The 18,153-nt window shown below is 69.8% G+C and carries 20 protein-coding genes, 1 pseudogene and 1 riboswitch; of the genes and pseudogenes, 10 read left to right on the top strand and 11 right to left on the bottom strand.

All coding sequences use genetic code 11. The annotated features are described in order from the left end of the window. The gene (locus tag TSO352_RS03905; protein ID WP_109106658.1) at positions 1 to 1,533 is read right to left on the bottom strand and encodes a YifB family Mg chelatase-like AAA ATPase; all 1,533 of its coding nucleotides are present in this window, start codon (positions 1,531 to 1,533) and stop codon (positions 1 to 3) included. A 209-nt stretch (positions 1,534 to 1,742) separates the two neighbouring features. On the opposite strand from TSO352_RS03905, the gene TSO352_RS03900 reads away from it, so the two are divergent. The 5 genes from TSO352_RS03900 to ribB all read left to right on the top strand — a co-directional run bounded on the left by TSO352_RS03900 (position 1,743) and on the right by ribB (position 5,926). Beyond that, positions 1,743 to 2,489 carry a creatininase family protein gene (locus tag TSO352_RS03900; RefSeq protein WP_109106043.1) on the top strand — a complete coding sequence of 249 codons (747 nt, stop codon included), beginning with the start codon at positions 1,743 to 1,745 and terminating at the stop codon, positions 2,487 to 2,489. A 131-nt stretch (positions 2,490 to 2,620) separates the two neighbouring features. Further along, positions 2,621 to 3,661: a heat-inducible transcriptional repressor HrcA gene (gene hrcA, locus TSO352_RS03895; protein ID WP_109106042.1), complete on the top strand. Its 1,041-nt coding sequence runs from the start codon at positions 2,621 to 2,623 to the stop codon at positions 3,659 to 3,661. Between the two features lie 57 nt (positions 3,662 to 3,718). Then, entirely contained in the window at positions 3,719 to 4,333 is a 615-nt protein-coding gene (gene grpE / locus TSO352_RS03890) for a nucleotide exchange factor GrpE (protein WP_282183830.1), read from the top strand. A gap of 159 nt (positions 4,334 to 4,492) precedes the next feature. Beyond that, complete coding sequence (locus TSO352_RS03885; protein ID WP_109106040.1) at positions 4,493 to 4,858, top strand: response regulator; 366 nt, start codon at positions 4,493 to 4,495, stop codon at positions 4,856 to 4,858. 105 nt (positions 4,859 to 4,963) lie between these two features. After that, positions 4,964 to 5,114, top strand: a riboswitch (FMN riboswitch). Positions 5,115 to 5,263: 149 nt separating this feature from the next. Beyond that, on the top strand, positions 5,264 to 5,926 hold the full coding sequence (gene ribB / locus TSO352_RS03880) for a 3,4-dihydroxy-2-butanone-4-phosphate synthase (protein ID WP_109106039.1): 663 nt from the start codon (positions 5,264 to 5,266) through the stop codon (positions 5,924 to 5,926). Between the two features lie 38 nt (positions 5,927 to 5,964). Here ribB and TSO352_RS03875 read toward each other — a convergent pair whose 3' ends face one another. The 6 genes from TSO352_RS03875 to TSO352_RS03850 form a co-directional block, all read right to left on the bottom strand. Next, positions 5,965 to 6,849 carry a DUF1848 domain-containing protein gene (locus TSO352_RS03875; protein ID WP_109106038.1) on the bottom strand — a complete coding sequence of 295 codons (885 nt, stop codon included), beginning with the start codon at positions 6,847 to 6,849 and terminating at the stop codon, positions 5,965 to 5,967. Between the two features lie 78 nt (positions 6,850 to 6,927). Further along, on the bottom strand, positions 6,928 to 7,485 hold the full coding sequence (locus tag TSO352_RS03870) for a NifU family protein (RefSeq protein ID WP_109106037.1): 558 nt from the start codon (positions 7,483 to 7,485) through the stop codon (positions 6,928 to 6,930). 301 nt (positions 7,486 to 7,786) lie between these two features. Beyond that, on the bottom strand, positions 7,787 to 8,293 hold the full coding sequence (locus tag TSO352_RS03865; protein WP_109106036.1) for a universal stress protein: 507 nt from the start codon (positions 8,291 to 8,293) through the stop codon (positions 7,787 to 7,789). Positions 8,294 to 8,308: 15 nt separating this feature from the next. Next, the gene (locus TSO352_RS03860) at positions 8,309 to 9,076 is read right to left on the bottom strand and encodes a TIGR02186 family protein (protein ID WP_109106035.1); all 768 of its coding nucleotides are present in this window, start codon (positions 9,074 to 9,076) and stop codon (positions 8,309 to 8,311) included. Then, complete coding sequence (locus TSO352_RS03855; RefSeq protein ID WP_109106034.1) at positions 9,076 to 9,993, bottom strand: sulfite exporter TauE/SafE family protein; 918 nt, start codon at positions 9,991 to 9,993, stop codon at positions 9,076 to 9,078. The genes TSO352_RS03860 and TSO352_RS03855 overlap by 1 nt, the downstream gene beginning before the upstream one ends. 88 nt (positions 9,994 to 10,081) lie before the next feature. Then, a complete protein-coding gene (locus tag TSO352_RS03850; protein ID WP_247871885.1) occupies positions 10,082 to 10,585 on the bottom strand; it encodes a hypothetical protein in 504 nt (167 codons plus the stop codon). Positions 10,586 to 10,752: 167 nt separating this feature from the next. Between TSO352_RS03850 and TSO352_RS03845 the strand changes: the two genes are divergently transcribed. After that, the gene (locus TSO352_RS03845) at positions 10,753 to 11,244 is read left to right on the top strand and encodes a hypothetical protein (protein ID WP_247871884.1); all 492 of its coding nucleotides are present in this window, start codon (positions 10,753 to 10,755) and stop codon (positions 11,242 to 11,244) included. Between the two features lie 87 nt (positions 11,245 to 11,331). Here the strand turns inward: TSO352_RS03845 and TSO352_RS03840 are convergent, their stop codons facing one another. Continuing rightward, a complete protein-coding gene (locus tag TSO352_RS03840; protein WP_109106033.1) occupies positions 11,332 to 12,327 on the bottom strand; it encodes an adenosine kinase in 996 nt (331 codons plus the stop codon). A 227-nt stretch (positions 12,328 to 12,554) separates the two neighbouring features. Here TSO352_RS03840 and TSO352_RS03835 point away from each other — a divergent pair, with 227 nt between their 5' ends. Further along, complete coding sequence (locus tag TSO352_RS03835) at positions 12,555 to 13,250, top strand: EI24 domain-containing protein (protein WP_109106655.1); 696 nt, start codon at positions 12,555 to 12,557, stop codon at positions 13,248 to 13,250. Between the two features lie 114 nt (positions 13,251 to 13,364). Next, positions 13,365 to 14,240 (top strand): polymer-forming cytoskeletal protein, encoded by an 876-nt coding sequence (locus tag TSO352_RS03830; protein WP_109106032.1) that lies wholly within the window; start codon positions 13,365 to 13,367, stop codon positions 14,238 to 14,240. 209 nt (positions 14,241 to 14,449) lie between these two features. Here TSO352_RS03830 and nth read toward each other — a convergent pair whose 3' ends face one another. Beyond that, the gene (nth, locus tag TSO352_RS03825) at positions 14,450 to 15,082 is read right to left on the bottom strand and encodes an endonuclease III (protein WP_199231474.1); all 633 of its coding nucleotides are present in this window, start codon (positions 15,080 to 15,082) and stop codon (positions 14,450 to 14,452) included. 330 nt (positions 15,083 to 15,412) lie between these two features. On the opposite strand from nth, the gene TSO352_RS03820 reads away from it, so the two are divergent. After that, the gene (locus TSO352_RS03820; protein WP_247871883.1) at positions 15,413 to 15,787 is read left to right on the top strand and encodes a hypothetical protein; all 375 of its coding nucleotides are present in this window, start codon (positions 15,413 to 15,415) and stop codon (positions 15,785 to 15,787) included. Positions 15,788 to 15,858: 71 nt separating this feature from the next. Next, positions 15,859 to 16,407, top strand: a pseudogene (locus TSO352_RS34210) (DUF2244 domain-containing protein); the annotation flags it as partial. A 75-nt stretch (positions 16,408 to 16,482) separates the two neighbouring features. Here the strand turns inward: TSO352_RS34210 and TSO352_RS03810 are convergent. Continuing rightward, positions 16,483 to 16,944 (bottom strand): low affinity iron permease family protein, encoded by a 462-nt coding sequence (locus TSO352_RS03810; protein WP_109106029.1) that lies wholly within the window; start codon positions 16,942 to 16,944, stop codon positions 16,483 to 16,485. Between the two features lie 96 nt (positions 16,945 to 17,040). Next, positions 17,041 to 18,153 (bottom strand): mechanosensitive ion channel domain-containing protein (locus TSO352_RS03805; RefSeq protein ID WP_146210722.1); only part of this gene is annotated, 1,113 nt, incomplete at its 5' end.

Below are 18,153 nucleotides of genomic sequence, written 5' to 3'. Positions count from 1 at the left end.
CTAACGTCCCGGCGCGATCCGCCGGTAGCTCAGCGCCTCGGCGATGTGGCGCCGCCGCACCCTATCGGCGCCGTCCAGGTCGGCCAGCGTCCGGCCGACCCGCATCACCCGGTGATAGCCGCGGGCCGACAGCTTCAGCCGCTCCGCCGCCTCGGTCAGCAGGGCACGGCCGGCGGCGTCGGGGGAGGCGACCGCCTCCAGCAGCTCGCCGTCCGCCTCGGCGTTGGTCCGCACCGCCCGGCCCGCCGGATAGGGGCCGAAACCGGCGTAGCGCTCGCTCTGGATGGCGCGGGCCACCGCGACGCGGGCGGCGACCTCGGCGCTGCCCTCCGCCGGGGGCGGCAGGCTGAGGTCGGCCGGGCTGACCGCCGGCACGTCGATGTGCAGGTCGATGCGGTCGAACAGCGGGCCGCTGATCTTCGACTGGTAATCCGCCGCGCATTTCGGCGCGCGGGCACAGGCAAGCGAGGCGTCGTCGAGGTGGCCGCAACGGCAGGGGTTCATCGCCGCGACCAGTTGCACCCGCGCCGGGTAGGTGACGTGGTGGTTGGCGCGGCTGACCACCGCCTTGCCGGTTTCCAGCGGCTGGCGCAGCGCCTCCAGCAGCGGGCGGGGAAACTCCGGCAGTTCATCGAGGAAGAGGACGCCCTGGTGCGCCAGCGAGATCTCGCCCGGCCGGGCCCGCGTGCCGCCGCCGACCAGCGCCGGCAGGCTGGCCGACTGGTGCGGCGCCCGGTAGGGGCGCTGGCGCAGCAGCCGTCCCTCCTCCAGCAGGCCGCCGACGCTGTGGATCATCGACACCTCCAGCGCCTCCGCCGGGTCGAGCGGCGGCAGCAGGCCGGGCAGGCGGGCGGCCATCATCGACTTGCCCGATCCGGGCGGCCCGATCATCAGCAGGTTGTGCGATCCGGCGGCCGCCACCTCCAGCGCGCGCTTGGCGGTCTCGTTGCCCTTGACGTCGCGCAGGTCGGGCGGCGGCGCGTCCTGTTGCTGCATCCGCGGCTCGGGCCGGGTCAGCACCTGGGTGCCCTTGAAATGGTTGATCAGCGCCAGCAGGTTGGCCGGCGCCAGCACGTCGAGATCGGGGCCGGCCCAGGCCGCCTCGCCGCCGCAGGCCGCCGGGCAGATCAGGCCGCGGTCATTGGCCAGCGCGTCGATCGCCGCCGGCAGCACCCCCGCCACCGGGGTCAGCGCCCCGTCGAGCGCCAGCTCGCCGAGCGCCACGTAGCGGGCGATCTCCGCGTCCGGCAGCACCCCCATCACCGTCAACAGGCCGAGCGCGATCGGCAGGTCGAAATGCGACCCTTCCTTCAGCACGTCGGCGGGGGCGAGGTTGACGGTGATGCGCTTGGCCGGCAGCGCCAGCCCCAGCGCGTGCAGCGAGGCGCGCACCCGCTCCCGGCTCTCCCCCACCGCTTTGTCGGGCAGCCCGACGACGGTGAAGGCGACGATGCCGCCGGACATCTGGACCTGGACATCGATTCCCAGCACCTCGATGCCCTGGAACGCCACCGTGTTGACTCGCGCAACCACCACCGCACCCCGATCCAGCCAATTGCACGCGATTGTAGTCACCACCGCACCGTTGCGCCAGCCTGGGATGAGTGCGGTCCGCCCCGGCCCCGCATCCGGTCATGCCGGCCCGGCGCAGGGAGCGGTTGTCGCCGGCGGCGCGCGTCCTAACATGAGGGCCACGTCTCATCCCCGACATCCCATCCCGCATCTGGCAAGGATCCGTCACCGTGCAGCTTCACCTGAGCACCTGGGCCGAGGTCGAGGCCTATCTGAAGACCTCCAAGGGCATCGTCATGCCGATCGGCTCGACCGAGCAGCACGGGCCGAACGGGCTGGTCGGCACCGACGCCATCTGCGCCGAGGTCATCGCGCGCGGCGTCGGCGACGCCACCGGCGCGCTGGTCGGTCCGACGATTCCGGTCGGCATGGCCGTCCACCACATGGAATTCCCCGGTTCGATGACGCTGAAGCCGTCGACCCTGATCGCGGTGCTGCGCGACTATGTCGGCTCGCTGGCCGAACACGGGTTCGAGCGCTTCTTCTTCGTCAACGGCCATGGCGGGAACATCGCCACGCTGCGCGCCGCCTTCTACGAGATCCACGCCGAGAACCGGGCGCGCTACGGCCGCGAGGCGCCGGACCTGCGCTGCACCCTGGTCAGCTGGTGGGAGAACGCCGAGGTCGGCCGGCTGTCGCGCGAGCTGTACCAGGGCAAGGAAGGCTCGCACGCCACCCCCAGCGAGGTGGCGGTGACCCAGTATATCTACCCGGAGGCGATCAAGACCGTGGCGATGGAGCCGGAGCAGGCGCCGGCCGGCGGCTTCCACGACGCCCGCGACTTCCGCCGCCGCTACCCGGACGGCCGCATCGGCTCCGCTCCCGGCCTCGCCCGGCCGGAACACGGCCAGCGCCTGTACGACGCGGCGGTCGGCGCCATCGCCGCCCAGTACCGCAGCTTCCTGGACGAGGCGTAAGGACGGCGCAAAGGCGCATTGACGCGGGGCTTCTTCGCCCCGCACGTTGATTCGGCGGTTGGACCTGCCTAAATTCGGACCCGCGAGACCTCACGCGACCATCCGTGTTTCCCGTCCAACCCAACCGGCCCATGATCAACGAGCTGAATCAGCGATCGCGCGAAATCTTCCGGCTGATCGTCGACGCCTATGTGGCGTCCGGCGAACCGGTCGGCTCGCGCACCATCTCGCGGCGGCTTGGCATGGCCCTGTCGCCCGCGACGATCCGCAACGTGATGGCCGACCTGGAGGAGTTGGGGCTGCTCTACGCCCCGCACACCTCCGCCGGCCGCATCCCGACCGACGCCGGCCTGCGCATGTTCGTCGACGGCCTGCTGGAGATCGGCTCGCTGACCGAGGACGAGCGCTCCTCGATCGAGGCGAAATGCTCGGCGTCCGGCCGCGCCTTCTCCGACGTGCTGAGCGAGGCGTCGGGGATGCTGGCCGGCCTGTCGCACTGCGCCGGGCTGGTGATGGCGCCCAAGACCGACCGCCCGCTGAAACACATCGAGTTCGTGTCGCTCAGCCCCGGCCGGGCGCTGGTCGTGCTGGTCAACGAGGATGGCTTGGTCGAGAACCGGGTGATCGAGGTGCCGATCGGCCTGCCGACCTCCACCCTGCAGACGGTGTCGAACTTCCTCAGCGCCCGGCTCGCCGGCCGCACGCTGGACGAGGCGCGGCAGGAGGTGCTGCAGGAGATCCAGGAGCAGAAGACCCAGCTGGACGAATTGTCGCGCCGGGTCGTCGCCGCCGGGCTGGCCACCTGGGCCGGCAGCAGCGGTTCGAACGCCGGCCAGCTGATCGTCCGCGGCCAGTCCAAGCTGCTGGAGGACGTCACCGCCCTGTCGGACCTGGAGCGCGTGCGCTCGCTGTTCGAAGCGCTGGAGACCAAGGAAACCATGCTGCGCATGCTGGATGCCACCGGGCGCGGCGACGGCGTGCAGATCTTCATCGGGGCGGAGAACGTCCTGTTCAGCCATTCCGGCTGCACGATGATCATCTCGCCGTTCCAGAACAGCCGGGAACAGGTGATCGGCGCCATCGGCGTCATCGGGCCGACCCGGATCAACTACGCCCGCATCATTCCCATGGTGGATTACACCGCCAAGGTGGTCGGCCGGCTGATCGGCTGATCCGCCTGTTATGTCACCCGCCCGTTATGTCACCCGCCTCGATCGACCGAACCAAGAATTGAGAAGACCATGAGCGAAGAGCAGAACAAGCCCGCCGACGCCACGGTGGAGCCGACTGAGGCCACCGCCGAGACCACTGCCAACACGGGCGCCGCCCCCGGCGAGGACCGCGTCGCCAAGCTGGAGGCCGAGGTCGCCAACCTGAAGGACCAGCTTCTGCGCGCCATGGCGGAGACGGAGAACACCCGCCGCCGCGCCCAGCGCGACCGCGAGGACGCCGGCAAGTTCGCCGTCTCCAGCTTCGCCAAGGAACTGGTCACCGTCGCCGACAACCTGCGCCGCGCCCTGGACGCCGTCCCCGCCGAGGGCCGCGAGCAGGACGAGATGCTGAAGAGCCTGGCCGTCGGCGTCGAGGCGACCGAACGCCAGCTCTTCGCCGCCTTCGACCGTGCCGGCATCAAGAAGATCGACCCGACCGGCGAGCCGTTCGACCCGAACTTCCACCAGGTGATGTTCGAGATCGAGAACACCGGCAAGAGCGCCGGCACCGTCGTCCAGGTGCTGCAGCCCGGCTACACCATCCACGGCCGCCTGCTGCGCGAGGCGATGGTCGGCGTCGCCAAGGGCGGTGCGAACGACGTTGGCGGCCAGCACGTCGATACGACCGCGTAACGACCACACTTTCACAAGGGCCCCGGTCCGGCGGCGATGCCGCCGGGCCGCAGTCTTGCGCGTTCCGCCGCAGGAAGGACGCTACCGATTGACGCTTGCCGGGAAATTGCCTAGGCCTTTCGTCCGATCTTCTCGGCCGAGCAACCGGAGCCGCCTGCCATGCCCAAAAGCGTTCTGACCGTCGACGATTCCAAGACCATCCGCGACATGGTCGGCTTCACGCTGAAAGCCGCCGGCTATGACGTGGCGGAGGCGTCGGACGGCACCGCCGGGCTGGCGCTCGCCAGCCAGCGCAAGTTCGACTGCATCATCACCGACCTGAACATGCCGGGCCTTGACGGGCTGGCCCTGACCCGCGCCATCCGCGGCACGGCCGTCAACCGCAGCACCCCGATCCTGCTGCTGACCACCGAGGCCGACCCGGCCAAGAAGACCGCCGGCCGCGAAGCCGGCGCCACCGGCTGGCTGGTCAAGCCGTTCAATCCGGAAAAGCTGGTCGAGACGGTGCGGAAGGTCTGCCCGTAAAGCGTCTGCCCGTAAAGCCTGTGCGCGCCCGTCACCCACACCCTTGACAGGCACCACCCCGCCCATGAAGCTGAGGTTGCCGTCCGCAAACGGGCGGCGACATACGCTTGTTCTCAGGGCAGGGTGAAACTCCCGACCGGCGGTATCCCTTCAACGGAAGGGGAGCCCGCGAGCGCCCGTGGCACCCGCCACGGGGACAGCAGACCCGGTGCAAGGCCGGGGCCGACGGTAACAGTCCGGATGGAAGAGAATGAGCTGGCCACGCAGCCACCCATGCCGGGCGTAGAGCCAGGGCCGGGGTGCCGGCGATGGCTTGCGCCGTCATCGTGGATGCGTTGCTTCCCGATAGTGGACGATCTCTTTTGCGCCCTGATTCAGGCTCGCCCAACCTTTGGAGTGAGAACCATGAATCAGACCCAGACCCATGACAGCCTTCTGTCCCGTTTCGGTACGGCGGAAGAGCGGATCGCCCTTGCCGTGGAGCGCATCCGCAAGGGCGGCGCGGTCATCGTCGTCGACGACGATGACCGCGAGAACGAAGGCGACATCATCCACCCGGCCGATGCCATCACCGTCGACCAGATGGCCTTCCTGATCCGGACCTGCAGCGGCATCGTCTGCCTGATCCTGCCGGAAGAACGGCTGGAAAGGCTCGATCTCCCGCCGATGGTGTCGGCCAACAGCGCCCGCTTCGGCACCGCCTTCACGGTGTCGATCGAGGCCCGGACCGGGGTCACCACGGGGGTGTCGGCCGCCGACCGCGTCACCACCATCCGCACCGCCATAGCCGACGATTGCCGGCCGGAGGATCTGGCGCGGCCGGGCCATGTCTTCCCGATCCGTGCCAATCCCGGTGGCCTCGCCGCCCGCCGCGGCCATACCGAGGCCACCATCGACCTGATGACCCGGGCCGGCCGCCGGCCCGCCGGTGTCCTGTGCGAGGTGATGAACCCCGACGGCACCATGGCCCGCCTGCCGGAGCTGGTTGCCTTCGCCCTGGAGCATGATCTGCCCATCGTCAGCATCGCCGACCTGGCCGGCGACCATCGCCTGCGTTCCGTCGCATGAGGGAAGCGGCCCCGCCGGAACCGGCGGGGCCGTCACTCTCAGGCGGTGGCTGACCGCCGCACCACCAGGAACTCCCCCTCCGGGTCGTGCGCGGTGAACCGCCGTTGCGCCGTGCCGCGGTCGGCGACGGCGTAGCAATAGACGCAGCCGTGCGGGCAGCTGTCGTAGTCGCCGATGTCGCGGCTTTCGGCGCACAGGCAACCGGGGCGGTTGCCCTTGTCCCGCGCGGCGATGGTCCGGCCGGCGACGTCGGACAGCCGGACCGCGTCGACGCAGCGCGCCGGTGCCGTGCCGGGCGTGTCCACCAGCTCCGGCTGGGTGCAGAGCGTCAGCGCCATCCCCTCCCCTGCCGCGATGGCGGCGAGGTCGGCCAGCAGCGCACGCTTTTCCCCGGCATCCGGGTCGCGCCAGCCGATGCCGGCGGCGGCGAGGTTGCGGGCGGTCTTGCGGTAGGGTTGCAGGAAGGACACCACCACCTCGTCGGTCACGCCGCGGAGCGCCCTCGCCAGCCGGGCGAAGGTGGCGCGGTGCCAGTCGGGCGGCGTCGCCTCGGTGACGACGATCGGGTCGTAGCGCCACACCGCGGCGCGCGGGCCCCAGCGGTCGCGCACCCGCGCCAGATGGCCGACCGCGGTGTCCCAGGCCGGAACCGAGCGCTCCAGCGCGGTGGGCAGGCCGGTGACGCTGTATTGCACGACGAAGGGGAAGCCCTGCGCCGAGACAACGTCGAGCGCGTCGAGGAACGGCCCCAGATTCTTGGTCCAGAACAGGAAGCCGTCGACCGCCGGCCGCGTCAGGTCGATGCGGTAGGTCTGGCCGCCATAGGGGTTGACCATCCGGCAATGGCCGGCGGCGAGCCGGTTCAGGAACCAGCGCCCGTAGAAGGCGGGGATGTCGGTCTTGTAGCTGGCGGAGATGATCATCCGCCGAGCATGGGGAGGCCGGCCCGCCGCATCAAGGGCGGGCCGGGGGGTGGACCGGGAGACGGGCCGGCGTTTGCCTCACTGGACCGCGCGGACCTCGACCACTTCGGGGATGTAGTGGCGCAGCATGTTCTCGATGCCGTGCTTCAGCGTCGCGGTGGAGCTGGGGCAGCCGGAGCAGGCCCCCTTCATCGCCAGATAGACCACGCCCTTCTCGAAGCCCTGGAAGGTGATGTCGCCGCCGTCCTGTGCCACCGACGGGCGGACGCGGGTGTCCAGCAGCTCCTTGATCTGCTCGACGATCTCCTCGTCGTCGGCGCTGGCCGCGGCGGCGTGGCCGTCGCCACCCTCCTCGAGCAGGACCGGGCGGTCGGCGGTGAAGTGCTCCATGATGACGCCGAGGATCGACGGCTTCAGCAGGAACCAGTCGCGGGCGTCGGTCTTGGTGATGGTGATGAAGTCGGCGCCGAGGAACACGCCGACGATCCCCTCGATCTCGAACAGGCGCTGGGCGAGCGGCGAACGGGTGGCCTGCTCCCGGCTGGTGAAGTCGGCGGTGCCGCGTCCGAGCACGTCACGCCCCGGCAGGAACTTGAGAGTCGCCGGGTTGGGCGTCTGCTCGGTCTGAATGAACATGGTCTGATCCTCCATCGGCGCCGGAACGGGACAGGCGGCGCCACCCGGTATTGGGGCCCCGGTATTGGGCAGATGGAAATCTGGGCGGAATCGCCGGTCGGATCAAGGTCCCGATCCGTGTGGGTATTCCGAAGGGGGCTTGCCCCTCATACCGGCGAACGCTTGAACCGGCTTTTTCAAGCGTTCGCCGGCCGCCGCCCCCTATAGAGATCTGGGGCGGCGGCGCGCCCACATGGGCGCGGTAAAGCCTGCGTGGCGTTTGAACGCAATACGGCAACGCCAAGTCATTGGCGTGCCGGTATCACGTGATGGCGTCCAGTTCCTCGTTGCTCAGGCCGCCCGGCACGATGGTCAGCGGGATGTGCAGCCGGCCCAGGCCGCGGCCGGTGTAGTAGGAGATCAGCGGGCCCGGCCCCTCCGGATCGGTGCCGGCGGCCAGCACCAGGATCGAGATGCTCGGCTCCTCGGCGATCAGGGCCAGGACCTCGTCGTTGCGGTTGCCCTCGCGGACGTAGAGCGCCGGCAGGGTGCCGGTCAGCTGGTTGACCTCGCGCGCCAGCTTCTGGAGCCGCTGTTCGGCCTCGCTGCGCTGCTCCTCGCGGATCAGGTTCTCCACCGCCAGCCAATGCTGCATCTCGCCCTTTTCCAGCACTTCGAGCAGCGCGACCTTGCCGCCCGACTTGCGGGCGCGCAGGCAGGCGTAGCGCAGGGCCACCTTCAGCTCGGGGCTGTCGTCGACCACCACCAGGAAGATGCGCACCGGCTTAGCCGGCTGGGCGGCGGGTTGGGACTGCGTCGTGTCGGTCATCTCCACACCTCTCGGCTATACCCGGCGGAATGCGGCGCCGGCCGCCCAGCCGGCCGCGATGGCGCCGGCGACGGCGGCCACCCCGTAGGTGATCGGGCGGTTGCGGGCGAAGTCGGAGACCTCGGCGCTGAACCCGATCTTGGACACCACCAGCGGCGTGGTCTGGGCGCTGACCACGTCACCGTCACGAATCAGCAAGGCCTCGACGTTGTAAAGCCCCGTCGGGACATTGGCCGGAAAATAGATGTTGGTTCGGAACAGCCGTTCGCCCAGGAAGGACACCTGCCCCATCGAGATGGCGTAGAGCCCCTGGCGCTGCTTGTTGCGCAGCAGCGCGGCGCGAAAGGCGGTCTGGTCGTCCGGCGGCAGCGTCGCGTCGGGGGTGAACTGCAGGTAGGGCAGCCCGAGCTGGTGCCGCTCCAGCACCGGCCGGCCGACGAGCTGGTCGAGCGGCCGGCTGGTCGCCACCGTGTAGAAGCTCGGCACCTGGTCGTAACGGGCGCTGTCGGTGTTCATCCACATGCCGGCCACCCGCTGCTTGCGGCGGACCACGGCGGACCCGCGCGGGCCGGTGACGACGATGGCGACGTCCCCCGCCGCGTCGGTGGTGCCGAACAGCACGACCTCCGTCCCGGTGAAGCCGGTGGAGATGGCGATCAGGTGGCTCGACAGGTCGGCGACGAGCTGCTGCGCCCATACCGTCGCCGCCAGCGTACCGCCCAGCACCAGCCCGGCCAGCGCCGCCGCGGCCTGGACCAGCCGCCGTTTCACAGGCCCGCGCATCAGCTGAACCCCATGGTCAGGGTGAACAGGTCGTCGGGGCGGGAGAACAGATCCCAGGCCAGCTTCAGCGCCACCGCCACCACGATCAGCGACAGGGCCATCCGCGCGGTCTCGCCGCGCAGCCGGGTGCCGGCGCGGGTGCCGAACTGGGCGCCGATCACGCCGCCGATCAGCAGCAGCAGCGCCAGCATGGCGTCCACCGTCTGGTTGGTCGCCGCCTGCAGCAGGGTGGCCGCCGCGGTGGTGAAGATGATCTGGAACAGCGAGGTGCCGGCGACCAGCCCGGCCGGCATGTTCAGCAGGTAGATCATCGCCGGCACCAGCAGGAAGCCGCCGCCGATGCCCATGATCGCCACCAGCATGCCGCCGACCGCGCCGATCCCCGCCGGCAGCAGCGCCGAGATGTAGAGCTTGGAGCGCTGGAACCGCATCTTGAACGGCAGCCCGTGCAGCCAGATGTGGCGGTGCAGCTTGCCGCGCTTGGCGGTGGGGGCGCGGCGGCGCAGGATGGCGCGGCTGCTCTCCACCAGCATCATGCCGCCGATGGTGCCCAGGAAGAAGACGTAGGACAGGGTGATCGCGATGTCGATCTGGCCCAGCCGCTGCAGAATGCCGAAGATCCAGACGCCGACCGCGGTGCCGACCACGCCGCCGCCCAGCATGACGACGCCCAGCTTGACGTCGACGTTGCCGCGCCGCCAGTGGGCCAGAACGCCCGACACGCTGGCGGCGACCAGCTGGTTGGCCTGGGTGCCCACCGCGATGGCCGGGGGAACGCCGATGAAGATCAGCAGCGGCGTCATCAGAAAGCCGCCGCCGACCCCGAACATCCCCGATAGGAATCCCACCAGCCAGCCCATGCCGAGCACCAGCAGCGCGTTGACCGACATCTCGGCAATCGGCAGGTAGACTTGCATGGGAGGGTGTGTCGTCGGCTGCGGCGGGACCGGAAGCTTACCCGAGCCCACGCTCCGGCGAAAGGCCGCAACCGTCCGAAACCGCGTCTCAGTGGAGTGCCGAGGCGTGGAAATAGGTCTTGTAGCCGCCCTTCTCCGGAAAAAGATGGTCCGCCTCGCGCCGGGCTGCGGTCATGTCGATGGTGTGGATCACCAGGCGGTTGCCGTAGCGCCACACCGGGCTGACCGGCCGGCCGGCGGCGCGCGCCGCCGTCGCGTCGAAACTGACCTCCGCCCGGAAGGGCCGCCGATTGGTTCCGGGATCCCCCCGCGTGTGGATGAAGACGGGCGGCGCCTTTTCCAACGCCGCGATCTGGCGCTCCATCTGCTGGATCCGCTGCTCGGCGGCGGTCAGCCGTTCCTGCGCCTGCTCCGACCGGCAGCGGAGGTCGCGCAGGGCTTCGCTCTCGCTCTCCAGCCGCTCCCTCAGCGGCACCAGCGCGCCGCGCAGCCGGTTCAGCCCGGCGGCGCCCATCCCGCCGCGCCGGATGCCGATCCAGCACAGGTGGCCCAGCACCCCCACCGCCGCGGCCAGCGGAACCACCGAGTCCACTATGGCCCGCACCCCGTCGATCACCCGCACCGCCCTCCGTCCATCCCATGGCACGCCGGTTGCTGCGTGCCCACCCGATGCTCGACAGCAAGGAGCATGCCGGAGGCACCGATGCAGGATCGAACGCGGGGACGAACAGCGGCCGGGAGGCCGAAGGCGAGGCATCCATGATGCCGGCGATCGGCGGCGGCAGCCCGATCATCCTGCTGTTGGAATCGGTGCTGGTGCTGGCCTGTCTGGTGTGGATCACGACGTCGGTGCTGCGGTCGGTGCGCCATGTGGCGGCGGTCCGGCGCCGACGCGCGCAGATGTCCCGCAGCCACCGGGATTTGGTGAACGAGATCGAATCCGTGCGCCGCGACCAGCAGAATGAAGAGGTTACACTGCGGCAGACCGAGGACGGCATCGCCGTCCGCTTGGCGCAGATCGAGGAACTCCAGGCCCGGCTGGACGAACTGCGGCTGAGCGGCCCGCCGGAATACCGGGTCCTGAACGAACGGTTCGGGGAACGGGACCGGCTGTGGCTGCTGACGATCCCGCAGTCCGGCCGGCCGTCGCGCTGGGCGGTGGCGGCGCCGGACAGCGCGACGGCGATGGCGCTGCTGGCCAAGACCGTCGCCGCGCCGGAGCGGCCGGTGGTGGATGGCCACCTGAACTGACCGCCACCTGAACTGACCGCCGTCGGACGACGCCGCAAAATGCGACGCTGTCCGGCGGCCTGTCGCAGTTTGACGCGCGGAATGGGATTACAGCACGCCCTTTGCCGCGATCAGTTCGCGCAGGTCCACCTCCGGCCGGGCGCCGACGTGGCTGATGATCTCCGCCGCGGCGATGGCGCCGAGACGGCCGCAGACCGCCGGGGCCAGCCCGCGGGTGTGGCCGAACAGGAAACCGGCGGCGTAGAGGTCACCCGCCCCGGTGGTGTCGACCACCCGCTCCACCGGTTCGGCCGCCACCTCGACCACCGCGCCGTCGGCAACGATGACCGCGCCCTTCTCGCTGCGGGTCAGCGCCGCCGTCTTGCCCAGGCGCACCACCGCCGCCAGCGCGTCCTCGAAGCGATCGGTGCCATAGAGGGCGCCGATCTCATGCTCGTTGGCGAACAGGATGTCGACGTGGTTCTCCACCAGATCGACGAACTCGGCATGGTGGCGGTGGACGCAGAAGCTGTCGGACAGCGACAGCGACACCTTGCGGCCGGCGGCGTGGGCGATGGCCGCCGCCTTGCGGAAGGCTTCCTTGGCGCGGGGCGGATCCCAGAGATAGCCTTCCAGGTAGGTGACCTGCGACCCGGCGATCACCGCCTCGTCGATGTCCTCCGGCCCCAGCTCGACGCAGGCGCCGAGATAGGTGTTCATCGAGCGCTGGGCGTCCGGCGTCACCAGGATCAGGGAGCGCGCCGTCGGCGCCCCGCCGAGCAGGGGGCTGGAGTCGAAGCTGACGCCGGCCGCCCGGATGTCGTGGCGGAACACGTCGCCCAACTGGTCCTTGGCGACCTTGCCGAGATAGGCGCCGGCGCCGCCCAGCATGGCGATGCCCGCCATGGTGTTGCCGGCCGACCCGCCGGAGATCTCCACGCCCGGCCCCATGCGGCCGTACAGCTCCTCGGCGCGGGCGGCGTCGATCAGGGTCATCGCACCCTTCTCGATGGCGTTGGCGGCGAGGAAGGCGTCGTCGGCGTGGGCGATCACGTCCACGATGGCGTTGCCGATGCCGGTGACGTCGTAGGCGGACGTGGCCATGGGCTCTCCTTGTAAGGATTGGGGCAGGGATTGGGGTAAGGATCGGCTGTGCCGAAATGCTGCGGCGCGAGTATAGCGGCGCCCGGCCGGTTCACAAGCACCGCACCGCCGCAGGGCCAAACGGGTGCGCGACCGGACGAAATCCGCCGGCCGGGGGTGGAAGCGGCCGGCGAGGCGCCGTAGATATGCGGTCGCCCGTCCTCCACGCCACCGCAACCGGACCGCCGATGCTCCGCGCCCTCACCCTCGCCTTCGCCCAGCTGTCCGACCCACGCGTTCGCCGGGTGGTGTGGATCGGGGTGTTCGCTTCCGCGCTGGCCTACGCCCTGCTGGCCGGCGGGACGGCGTGGGCGCTGTCGGCGACGCCGCTGACCGGCTACGCCTGGGTGGACGGGATCATCGACCTGCTGGGCGGGGTCGGGGTTCTGCTGGTGGCGTGGCTGCTGTTCCCCGCCACCGTCGGCACGGTGTCGAGCTTCTTCCTGGACGAGGTGGTGGAGCGGGTGGAGGCGCGGCACTATCCCGGCCTGCCGGCCCCACGCCACAGCGGCTGGCTGATCGAGCTGGCGACCGCGCTGCGCTTCCTGTTGCTGGTGATCGCGGTCAACCTGCTGGCCCTGCCGCTCTACTTCGCGGCGCCCGGGTTGAACCTGATCGTCTTCTACACCATCAACGGCTATCTGCTGGGGCGCGAGTATTTCGAGATGGTGGCCCACCGCCGGCTCGACCGCGCGCAGGTGCGGGCGCTGCGACGGGCCCGGCCGCTGAAACCTTTTTTGGCCGGGGTCGCCATTGCCTTCCTTTCATCGATCCCCTTCGTCAATTTGCTGGTCCCGGTCGTCGCCAGCGCCTTCATGGTTCATGTCCTACAGTCCATGTCGGCTCCCCTTGCGGCGGGCCGGACGACCGTGATACGCCGCTAGGCGGCACGGCCGCGCCCGCCACCCCGGCAAGCGCCCCTCCCGCCGCCCTTCGGCACGGGCCTTCCCGCTTTCGGCCCTTCCGCCACTTTTTTGTTCCAGATTGGGGGAACGTTCATGCTGTTCGGACGAAAGACTCCGCCCGCCCCGCCCAAGGCCGACAGCCCCGCCCCAGCGCAGCCGGCCGGCCGGCCCTATGGTGCCGGCGAAGCGGGCGGTTCGCTGTCGCCGCTCGCCTCGCTGAACAACCCCGCCCCGATGGCCGACCCGGCGATGCCCTCCCCGGTCGTGGCCGGAGCCTCCGCGCCCAGCATGGCGCACGCTCTGTCCGAAGCGCAGCACCCCGTTCCGGGCGCGCACGCCCACCCGGCCTATCCCGATACGCCTTCCGCCTCGAAGGGACCCGACATGACCAGCATTCCCAAGCCCCCGAACGCACCGTCCGCGCCGGGTGCCGGCTTCAAGACCGACGTGCCGCGCCGCGTCGTCGACATGCCCGGCGCGGCCCCGCGCCAGCCGTCGATGCCGATCGCCACCCCCGCCCAGGCCGCCCAGCCGGCCCCGGCGCCCGTTCCGATGCAGGCAGCCCCGATGGCGCCCGTCATGCCGGAACAGCGCCGCCTGACCGTCGGCCGCGACATCGTGCTGTCGGGTGAGATCGGCTCCTGCGACGTGCTGGTGGTCGAAGGCACGGTCGAGGCCAAGCTGCGCGAAGGCCGGTCGATCGAGATCTCCGACGGCGGCCTGTTCAAGGGCTCGGTCGAGATCGACGAGGCCGACATCGGCGGCCGCTTCGAAGGCGACATCGCCGTGCGCGGCCGGCTGACCGTGCGCACCACCGGCAAGATCACCGGGTCGATCCGCTTCGGCGAGCTGGCGGTCGAAGCCGGCGGCCAGCTGATCGGCGACATCCAGCTCTACTCCGCCGCCAAGCCGGTCCAGGCCACGGTGGCGGCGGTCGAGCCGGTGCCCGCCCCGGCCGAAGCCGTCTAAACAGCGTTTTCATTAAGTTCCGACCTGTGGTCGGAACTTATCCTCAGACGCCGGGCGGCCCATGTCCATGGGCCTTGGCTTCGCGGGCACGAGCCCGCGCGGCCGCCGTCGCGGCCGATACCAAGTTCTTAAGACGAAAACAGCGAAACGCCCGGCCGCGGCCCTCCGCCGCGCCGGGCGTTCCGCTGTCCGGGCCACCGATCCGCTCCTTACAGCGGCTTGTCCTTGTAGTCGCAGAGGTCGGCGACCGGGCAAACCGGGCAGTCGGGCTTGCGCGCCTTGCAGACATAGCGGCCGTGCAGGATCAGCCAATGGTGGGCGTGCCGGCGGTAGGCCTTCGGCACCGCCTTCAGCAGCTTCGCCTCCACCGCATCCGGCGTCTTGCCGGGGGCGAGGCCGGTGCGGTTGCCGACCCGGAAGATGTGGGTGTCGACGGCGATCGTCTCTTCCCCGAAGGCGACGTTCAGGACGACGTTGGCGGTCTTGCGGCCGACGCCGGGCAACTGCTCCAGCGCGTCCCGGTCGCGCGGCACCTCGCCGCCGTGGCGTTCGATCAGCAATTCCGACAGGCGGATGACGTTCTTGGCCTTGGTGTTGAACAGGCCGATCGTCTTGATGTACTGGCGCAGCCGCTCCTCGCCCAGCGCCACCATCTGCTGCGGCGTGGTGACGACCTGGAACAGCGGGCCGGTCGCCTTGTTGACGCCGACGTCGGTCGCCTGGGCCGACAGCACCACCGCGACCAGCAGCGTGTAAGGATTGACGTACTCCAGCTCGCTCCGGGGTTCCGGGTTGGCGGCGGACAGGCGGCGGAAGAATTCCTGGACGGCGGCGGGCTTCATGGCCGCCACCATAGCCGCAACGGCCCCGGCCACGCCAGAGGCAGCAAACGACCGACCGTGCGTCGCAAAATGCGGACCGCCCATTGCAGAATGCAATGAAATACAAGAATTCGTACAAACACATCACAAATCGTCACTGAATTCACGCTTCACGATTTAGCGGTACCGGAGTATGCTCCCCACCATCAAAAGACTCCGGACAAGCGCCTTCAAGGTGAAAATGGGCGCGTTACGGATCCCGGAGCGCGTCGTGCAGGGTGAGTGAAGATGACATCGTCTTATCAGGTGGAGATCACCGGCTGGGGCTTGCGCATAAGGGTGCAAGGCGCCATGACCATCGCGCAGCGCGACGCCGTGGCGCGGCAGATCGAGGTGCAGTGCGCCAACCTCGCGAACCGGGGCGAGGCGTGGAGCAGCCTGATTGAGTTCGACAATTTCGAGGCCGACGGCTTCCGCCCGGACATTATCGTGGCGCTGATGCGGCTGGCCCGCCGCTGCGGCCACCAACGCAGCGCCGTGGTGATGACCGACTGGCCGCTGGCGTCGGTCATGGCCGAGGCGATGATCGCCGCCGGCACCGACGACCAGGTGCGGATCTTCGTGCAGCCCGACGGCCGGGTGGATGACGGCATCACCGGCCTCGACAGCGCCATGGCCTGGGTGCTGCACGGCGGCGTGGTGCCGATGGTGTCGAAAGCGGCCTGACGGCGGCAAGGCACCCGGCGACCGCCACCATCGCCTTTGAGTCGTTTTCAGGCGGGCTTCGGTCGGTTAGAATGGTCGGTATGCCCATCGATCCCCCCGACAACGCCTCCGCCGTCCCCGGCGGCAGCCGCAGCGGCGATCCCGACGGCGCCCCGCCCACCGGCGGCGCCAGCGCCGTGCGCGTCTTCTTCGACGCCGTCCTCCACCCCCACCGCAGCCTGGGGCGCGGCGGGTTCCGGGTGCTGATGGGCGTCGTTATCCTGATGAATCTGATGGTTGCCGGCATCTTCGTCGCCAACGGGGCCTGGCCGGTGGTGCCCTTCTGCGGGCTGGATGTGCTGGCGCTGTGGCTGGCCTTCCGGGTCAGCTACCGCTCGGCCCGCCAGTATGAGCGGGTGCGGCTGACGGAGGAGGCGCTGACGGTCCAGCGCGTCCACTGGAAGGCGCCGGAGCGCCGCTGGTCCTTTCATCCCTATTGGCTGCGGATCAGCCACAACGAGCGGGCCGACCACGATCGTCGCGGCCCGGCCGGTCAGGTCACGCTGAGTTCGCACGGCCAGTCGGTCGGCGTCGGTTCCTTCCTGTCGCCGCAGGAACGCTCCGCCTTCGTCCGCGCGCTGGACGACGCGTTGCGGGCGTGGCGGCGCCCGCCCTGCCCGCCGGCACCGGCGGGGGAGCCGCTCCAGCCAGCCGCGTCAGCGCCGTTCGGCGTCCGGCACCCCGCGTTCCTCCAGCTCCTCATCGACTTCGCGTTCGACGGCGCGTTCGACCTTCTCGTCGATGCGGTGGTCCAGGCAGTCGGCGGTCTTCGCCAGCCGCTCGAAGCTGCTTTTCAACCGCGCCAGTTCGGCTTCCGGCATCTCCTCCAGGTCGATCATGCCGTTGCGGGCGGCCTTGCTGGCGCGGATCAGCTCGTCCAGCTTCAGGTGGATCGCCTGGGTGTCGCGATTCTGGGCGTTCTGGATGATGAACACCATCAGGAAGGTGACGATCGTGGTGCCGGTGTTGATGACCAGCTGCCACGTGTCGGAAAAATGGAACAGCGGACCGGTGAGACCCCAGACCAGCACCACGGCGAAAGCGAGGACGAAGGCACCCGGCCGCCCGGACTGACGTTCGGTCCAGCGGGCGAAACGGGAAAAGACATCGCTGAGCATTCTGTTTCCAACTCCGGTCCAGGATCGGACCGAGTGTAAACGCAGGGCAACGCCGAACGTTTCCGGCGCGTTCGGCGGTGCCCTGCCGCGAAGCGGTTACGACCCCTGGCTCAGCGCCTCGGCCATCGCCCGGTCGTGCTGGTTCTGCCCGACGACCAATTGCATGGACTGGGTCGGCATGCTGATGCCCAGCTCGTCGAACCGCTTCTTCATGCGCCGGTTGAACTCGCGCGTGACACCCCACTGGCGGGTCGGCCGGGTCTTGAACTGGGCCAGGATGTTGACGCCGGTGTCGGACAGCTTGTCGACGCCCAGCACCTCCAGCGGGGTGAGGATGTCGGCGGCGAACTGCGGCTGGGCCTGCACCTCGGCGCCGACCTCCTTCAGCACGGCGATGACGCGGTCGGGATCCTCGCGGTTGGACACCACCACGTTGAACAGGGTGACCGAGAAGTCCTTGCTCATGTTCTTGACGGTGGTCACGGCGCTGAAGGGGATGGAATGCACCGCGCCGGCACCGTCGCGCAGCCGGATGGAGCGGATGGAGATCGCCTCCACCGTGCCGGAATGGCCGCCGCCGACATCGACGACGTCGCCGACCGACACGGTGTCCTCGAACAGGATGAACAGGCCGGTGATGATGTCCTTGACCAGCGTCTGCGACCCGAAACCGATGGCCAGACCGACGACACCGGCACCGGCCAGCAGCGGGGCGATGTTGACACCCAGTTCCGACAGGGTGATCAGCGACACCATCGTCACCAGCAGGATCAGGAAGGCGTTGCGCAGCAGCGGCAGCAGCGTGCGCATGCGGGCGCTGCGTTCGATCTTGGCGCCGTTGCGGTCGGTGGTGGTCAGGAAATGCTCGATCATCGCGCTGACCACCTCCCAGGCGACGACGGCACCGGCGAAGAGCAGGCCGATCGACAGGACGCTGCCGACGATGCGCTGGCCCAGCGAGGACTCGACCATGCCCAGCGTGTCGACGCCCCAGCCGTTCAGCGCCACGCCCAGCGCCACCAGCCAGATGATCAGCTTGCCGACCCGCTGGACCATCGGGAGGTAGTGATAGGCGCGGGTGTGGAGCTGCGGCAGGCTGCCGGCGAGGTCGCGGTTCATGCGCAGGCCGCGGCGCAACGCCCGGTTCAGGCCGGTGACCAGCAGGCGCGCCACCACCACCGCCAGGACGGTTACGGCGGTGCCGCGGGC

Source organism: Azospirillum sp. TSO35-2 (assembly GCF_003116095.1).
In the GTDB taxonomy this organism is placed as follows: Bacteria; Pseudomonadota; Alphaproteobacteria; order Azospirillales; family Azospirillaceae; genus Azospirillum.
This window is presented reverse-complemented; position numbering and strand designations above follow the sequence as displayed.

Coding starts and splice junctions, on each gene's coding strand:
- TSO352_RS03810 (WP_109106029.1), bottom strand. CDS start 16,944: ATGCTCAGCGATGTCTTTTCCCGTTTCGCCCGCTGGACCGAACGTCAG.
- ribB (WP_109106039.1), top strand. CDS start 5,264: ATGAATCAGACCCAGACCCATGACAGCCTTCTGTCCCGTTTCGGTACG.
- TSO352_RS03875 (WP_109106038.1), bottom strand. CDS start 6,849: ATGATCATCTCCGCCAGCTACAAGACCGACATCCCCGCCTTCTACGGG.
- TSO352_RS03885 (WP_109106040.1), top strand. CDS start 4,493: ATGCCCAAAAGCGTTCTGACCGTCGACGATTCCAAGACCATCCGCGAC.
- TSO352_RS03820 (WP_247871883.1), top strand. CDS start 15,413: ATGACCATCGCGCAGCGCGACGCCGTGGCGCGGCAGATCGAGGTGCAG.
- TSO352_RS03870 (WP_109106037.1), bottom strand. CDS start 7,485: ATGTTCATTCAGACCGAGCAGACGCCCAACCCGGCGACTCTCAAGTTC.
- TSO352_RS03840 (WP_109106033.1), bottom strand. CDS start 12,327: ATGGCCACGTCCGCCTACGACGTCACCGGCATCGGCAACGCCATCGTG.
- TSO352_RS03865 (WP_109106036.1), bottom strand. CDS start 8,293: ATGACCGACACGACGCAGTCCCAACCCGCCGCCCAGCCGGCTAAGCCG.
- TSO352_RS03845 (WP_247871884.1), top strand. CDS start 10,753: ATGATGCCGGCGATCGGCGGCGGCAGCCCGATCATCCTGCTGTTGGAA.
- TSO352_RS03855 (WP_109106034.1), bottom strand. CDS start 9,993: ATGCAAGTCTACCTGCCGATTGCCGAGATGTCGGTCAACGCGCTGCTG.
- nth (WP_199231474.1), bottom strand. CDS start 15,082: ATGAAGCCCGCCGCCGTCCAGGAATTCTTCCGCCGCCTGTCCGCCGCC.
- TSO352_RS03830 (WP_109106032.1), top strand. CDS start 13,365: ATGCTGTTCGGACGAAAGACTCCGCCCGCCCCGCCCAAGGCCGACAGC.
- TSO352_RS03835 (WP_109106655.1), top strand. CDS start 12,555: ATGCTCCGCGCCCTCACCCTCGCCTTCGCCCAGCTGTCCGACCCACGC.
- hrcA (WP_109106042.1), top strand. CDS start 2,621: ATGATCAACGAGCTGAATCAGCGATCGCGCGAAATCTTCCGGCTGATC.
- TSO352_RS03860 (WP_109106035.1), bottom strand. CDS start 9,076: ATGCGCGGGCCTGTGAAACGGCGGCTGGTCCAGGCCGCGGCGGCGCTG.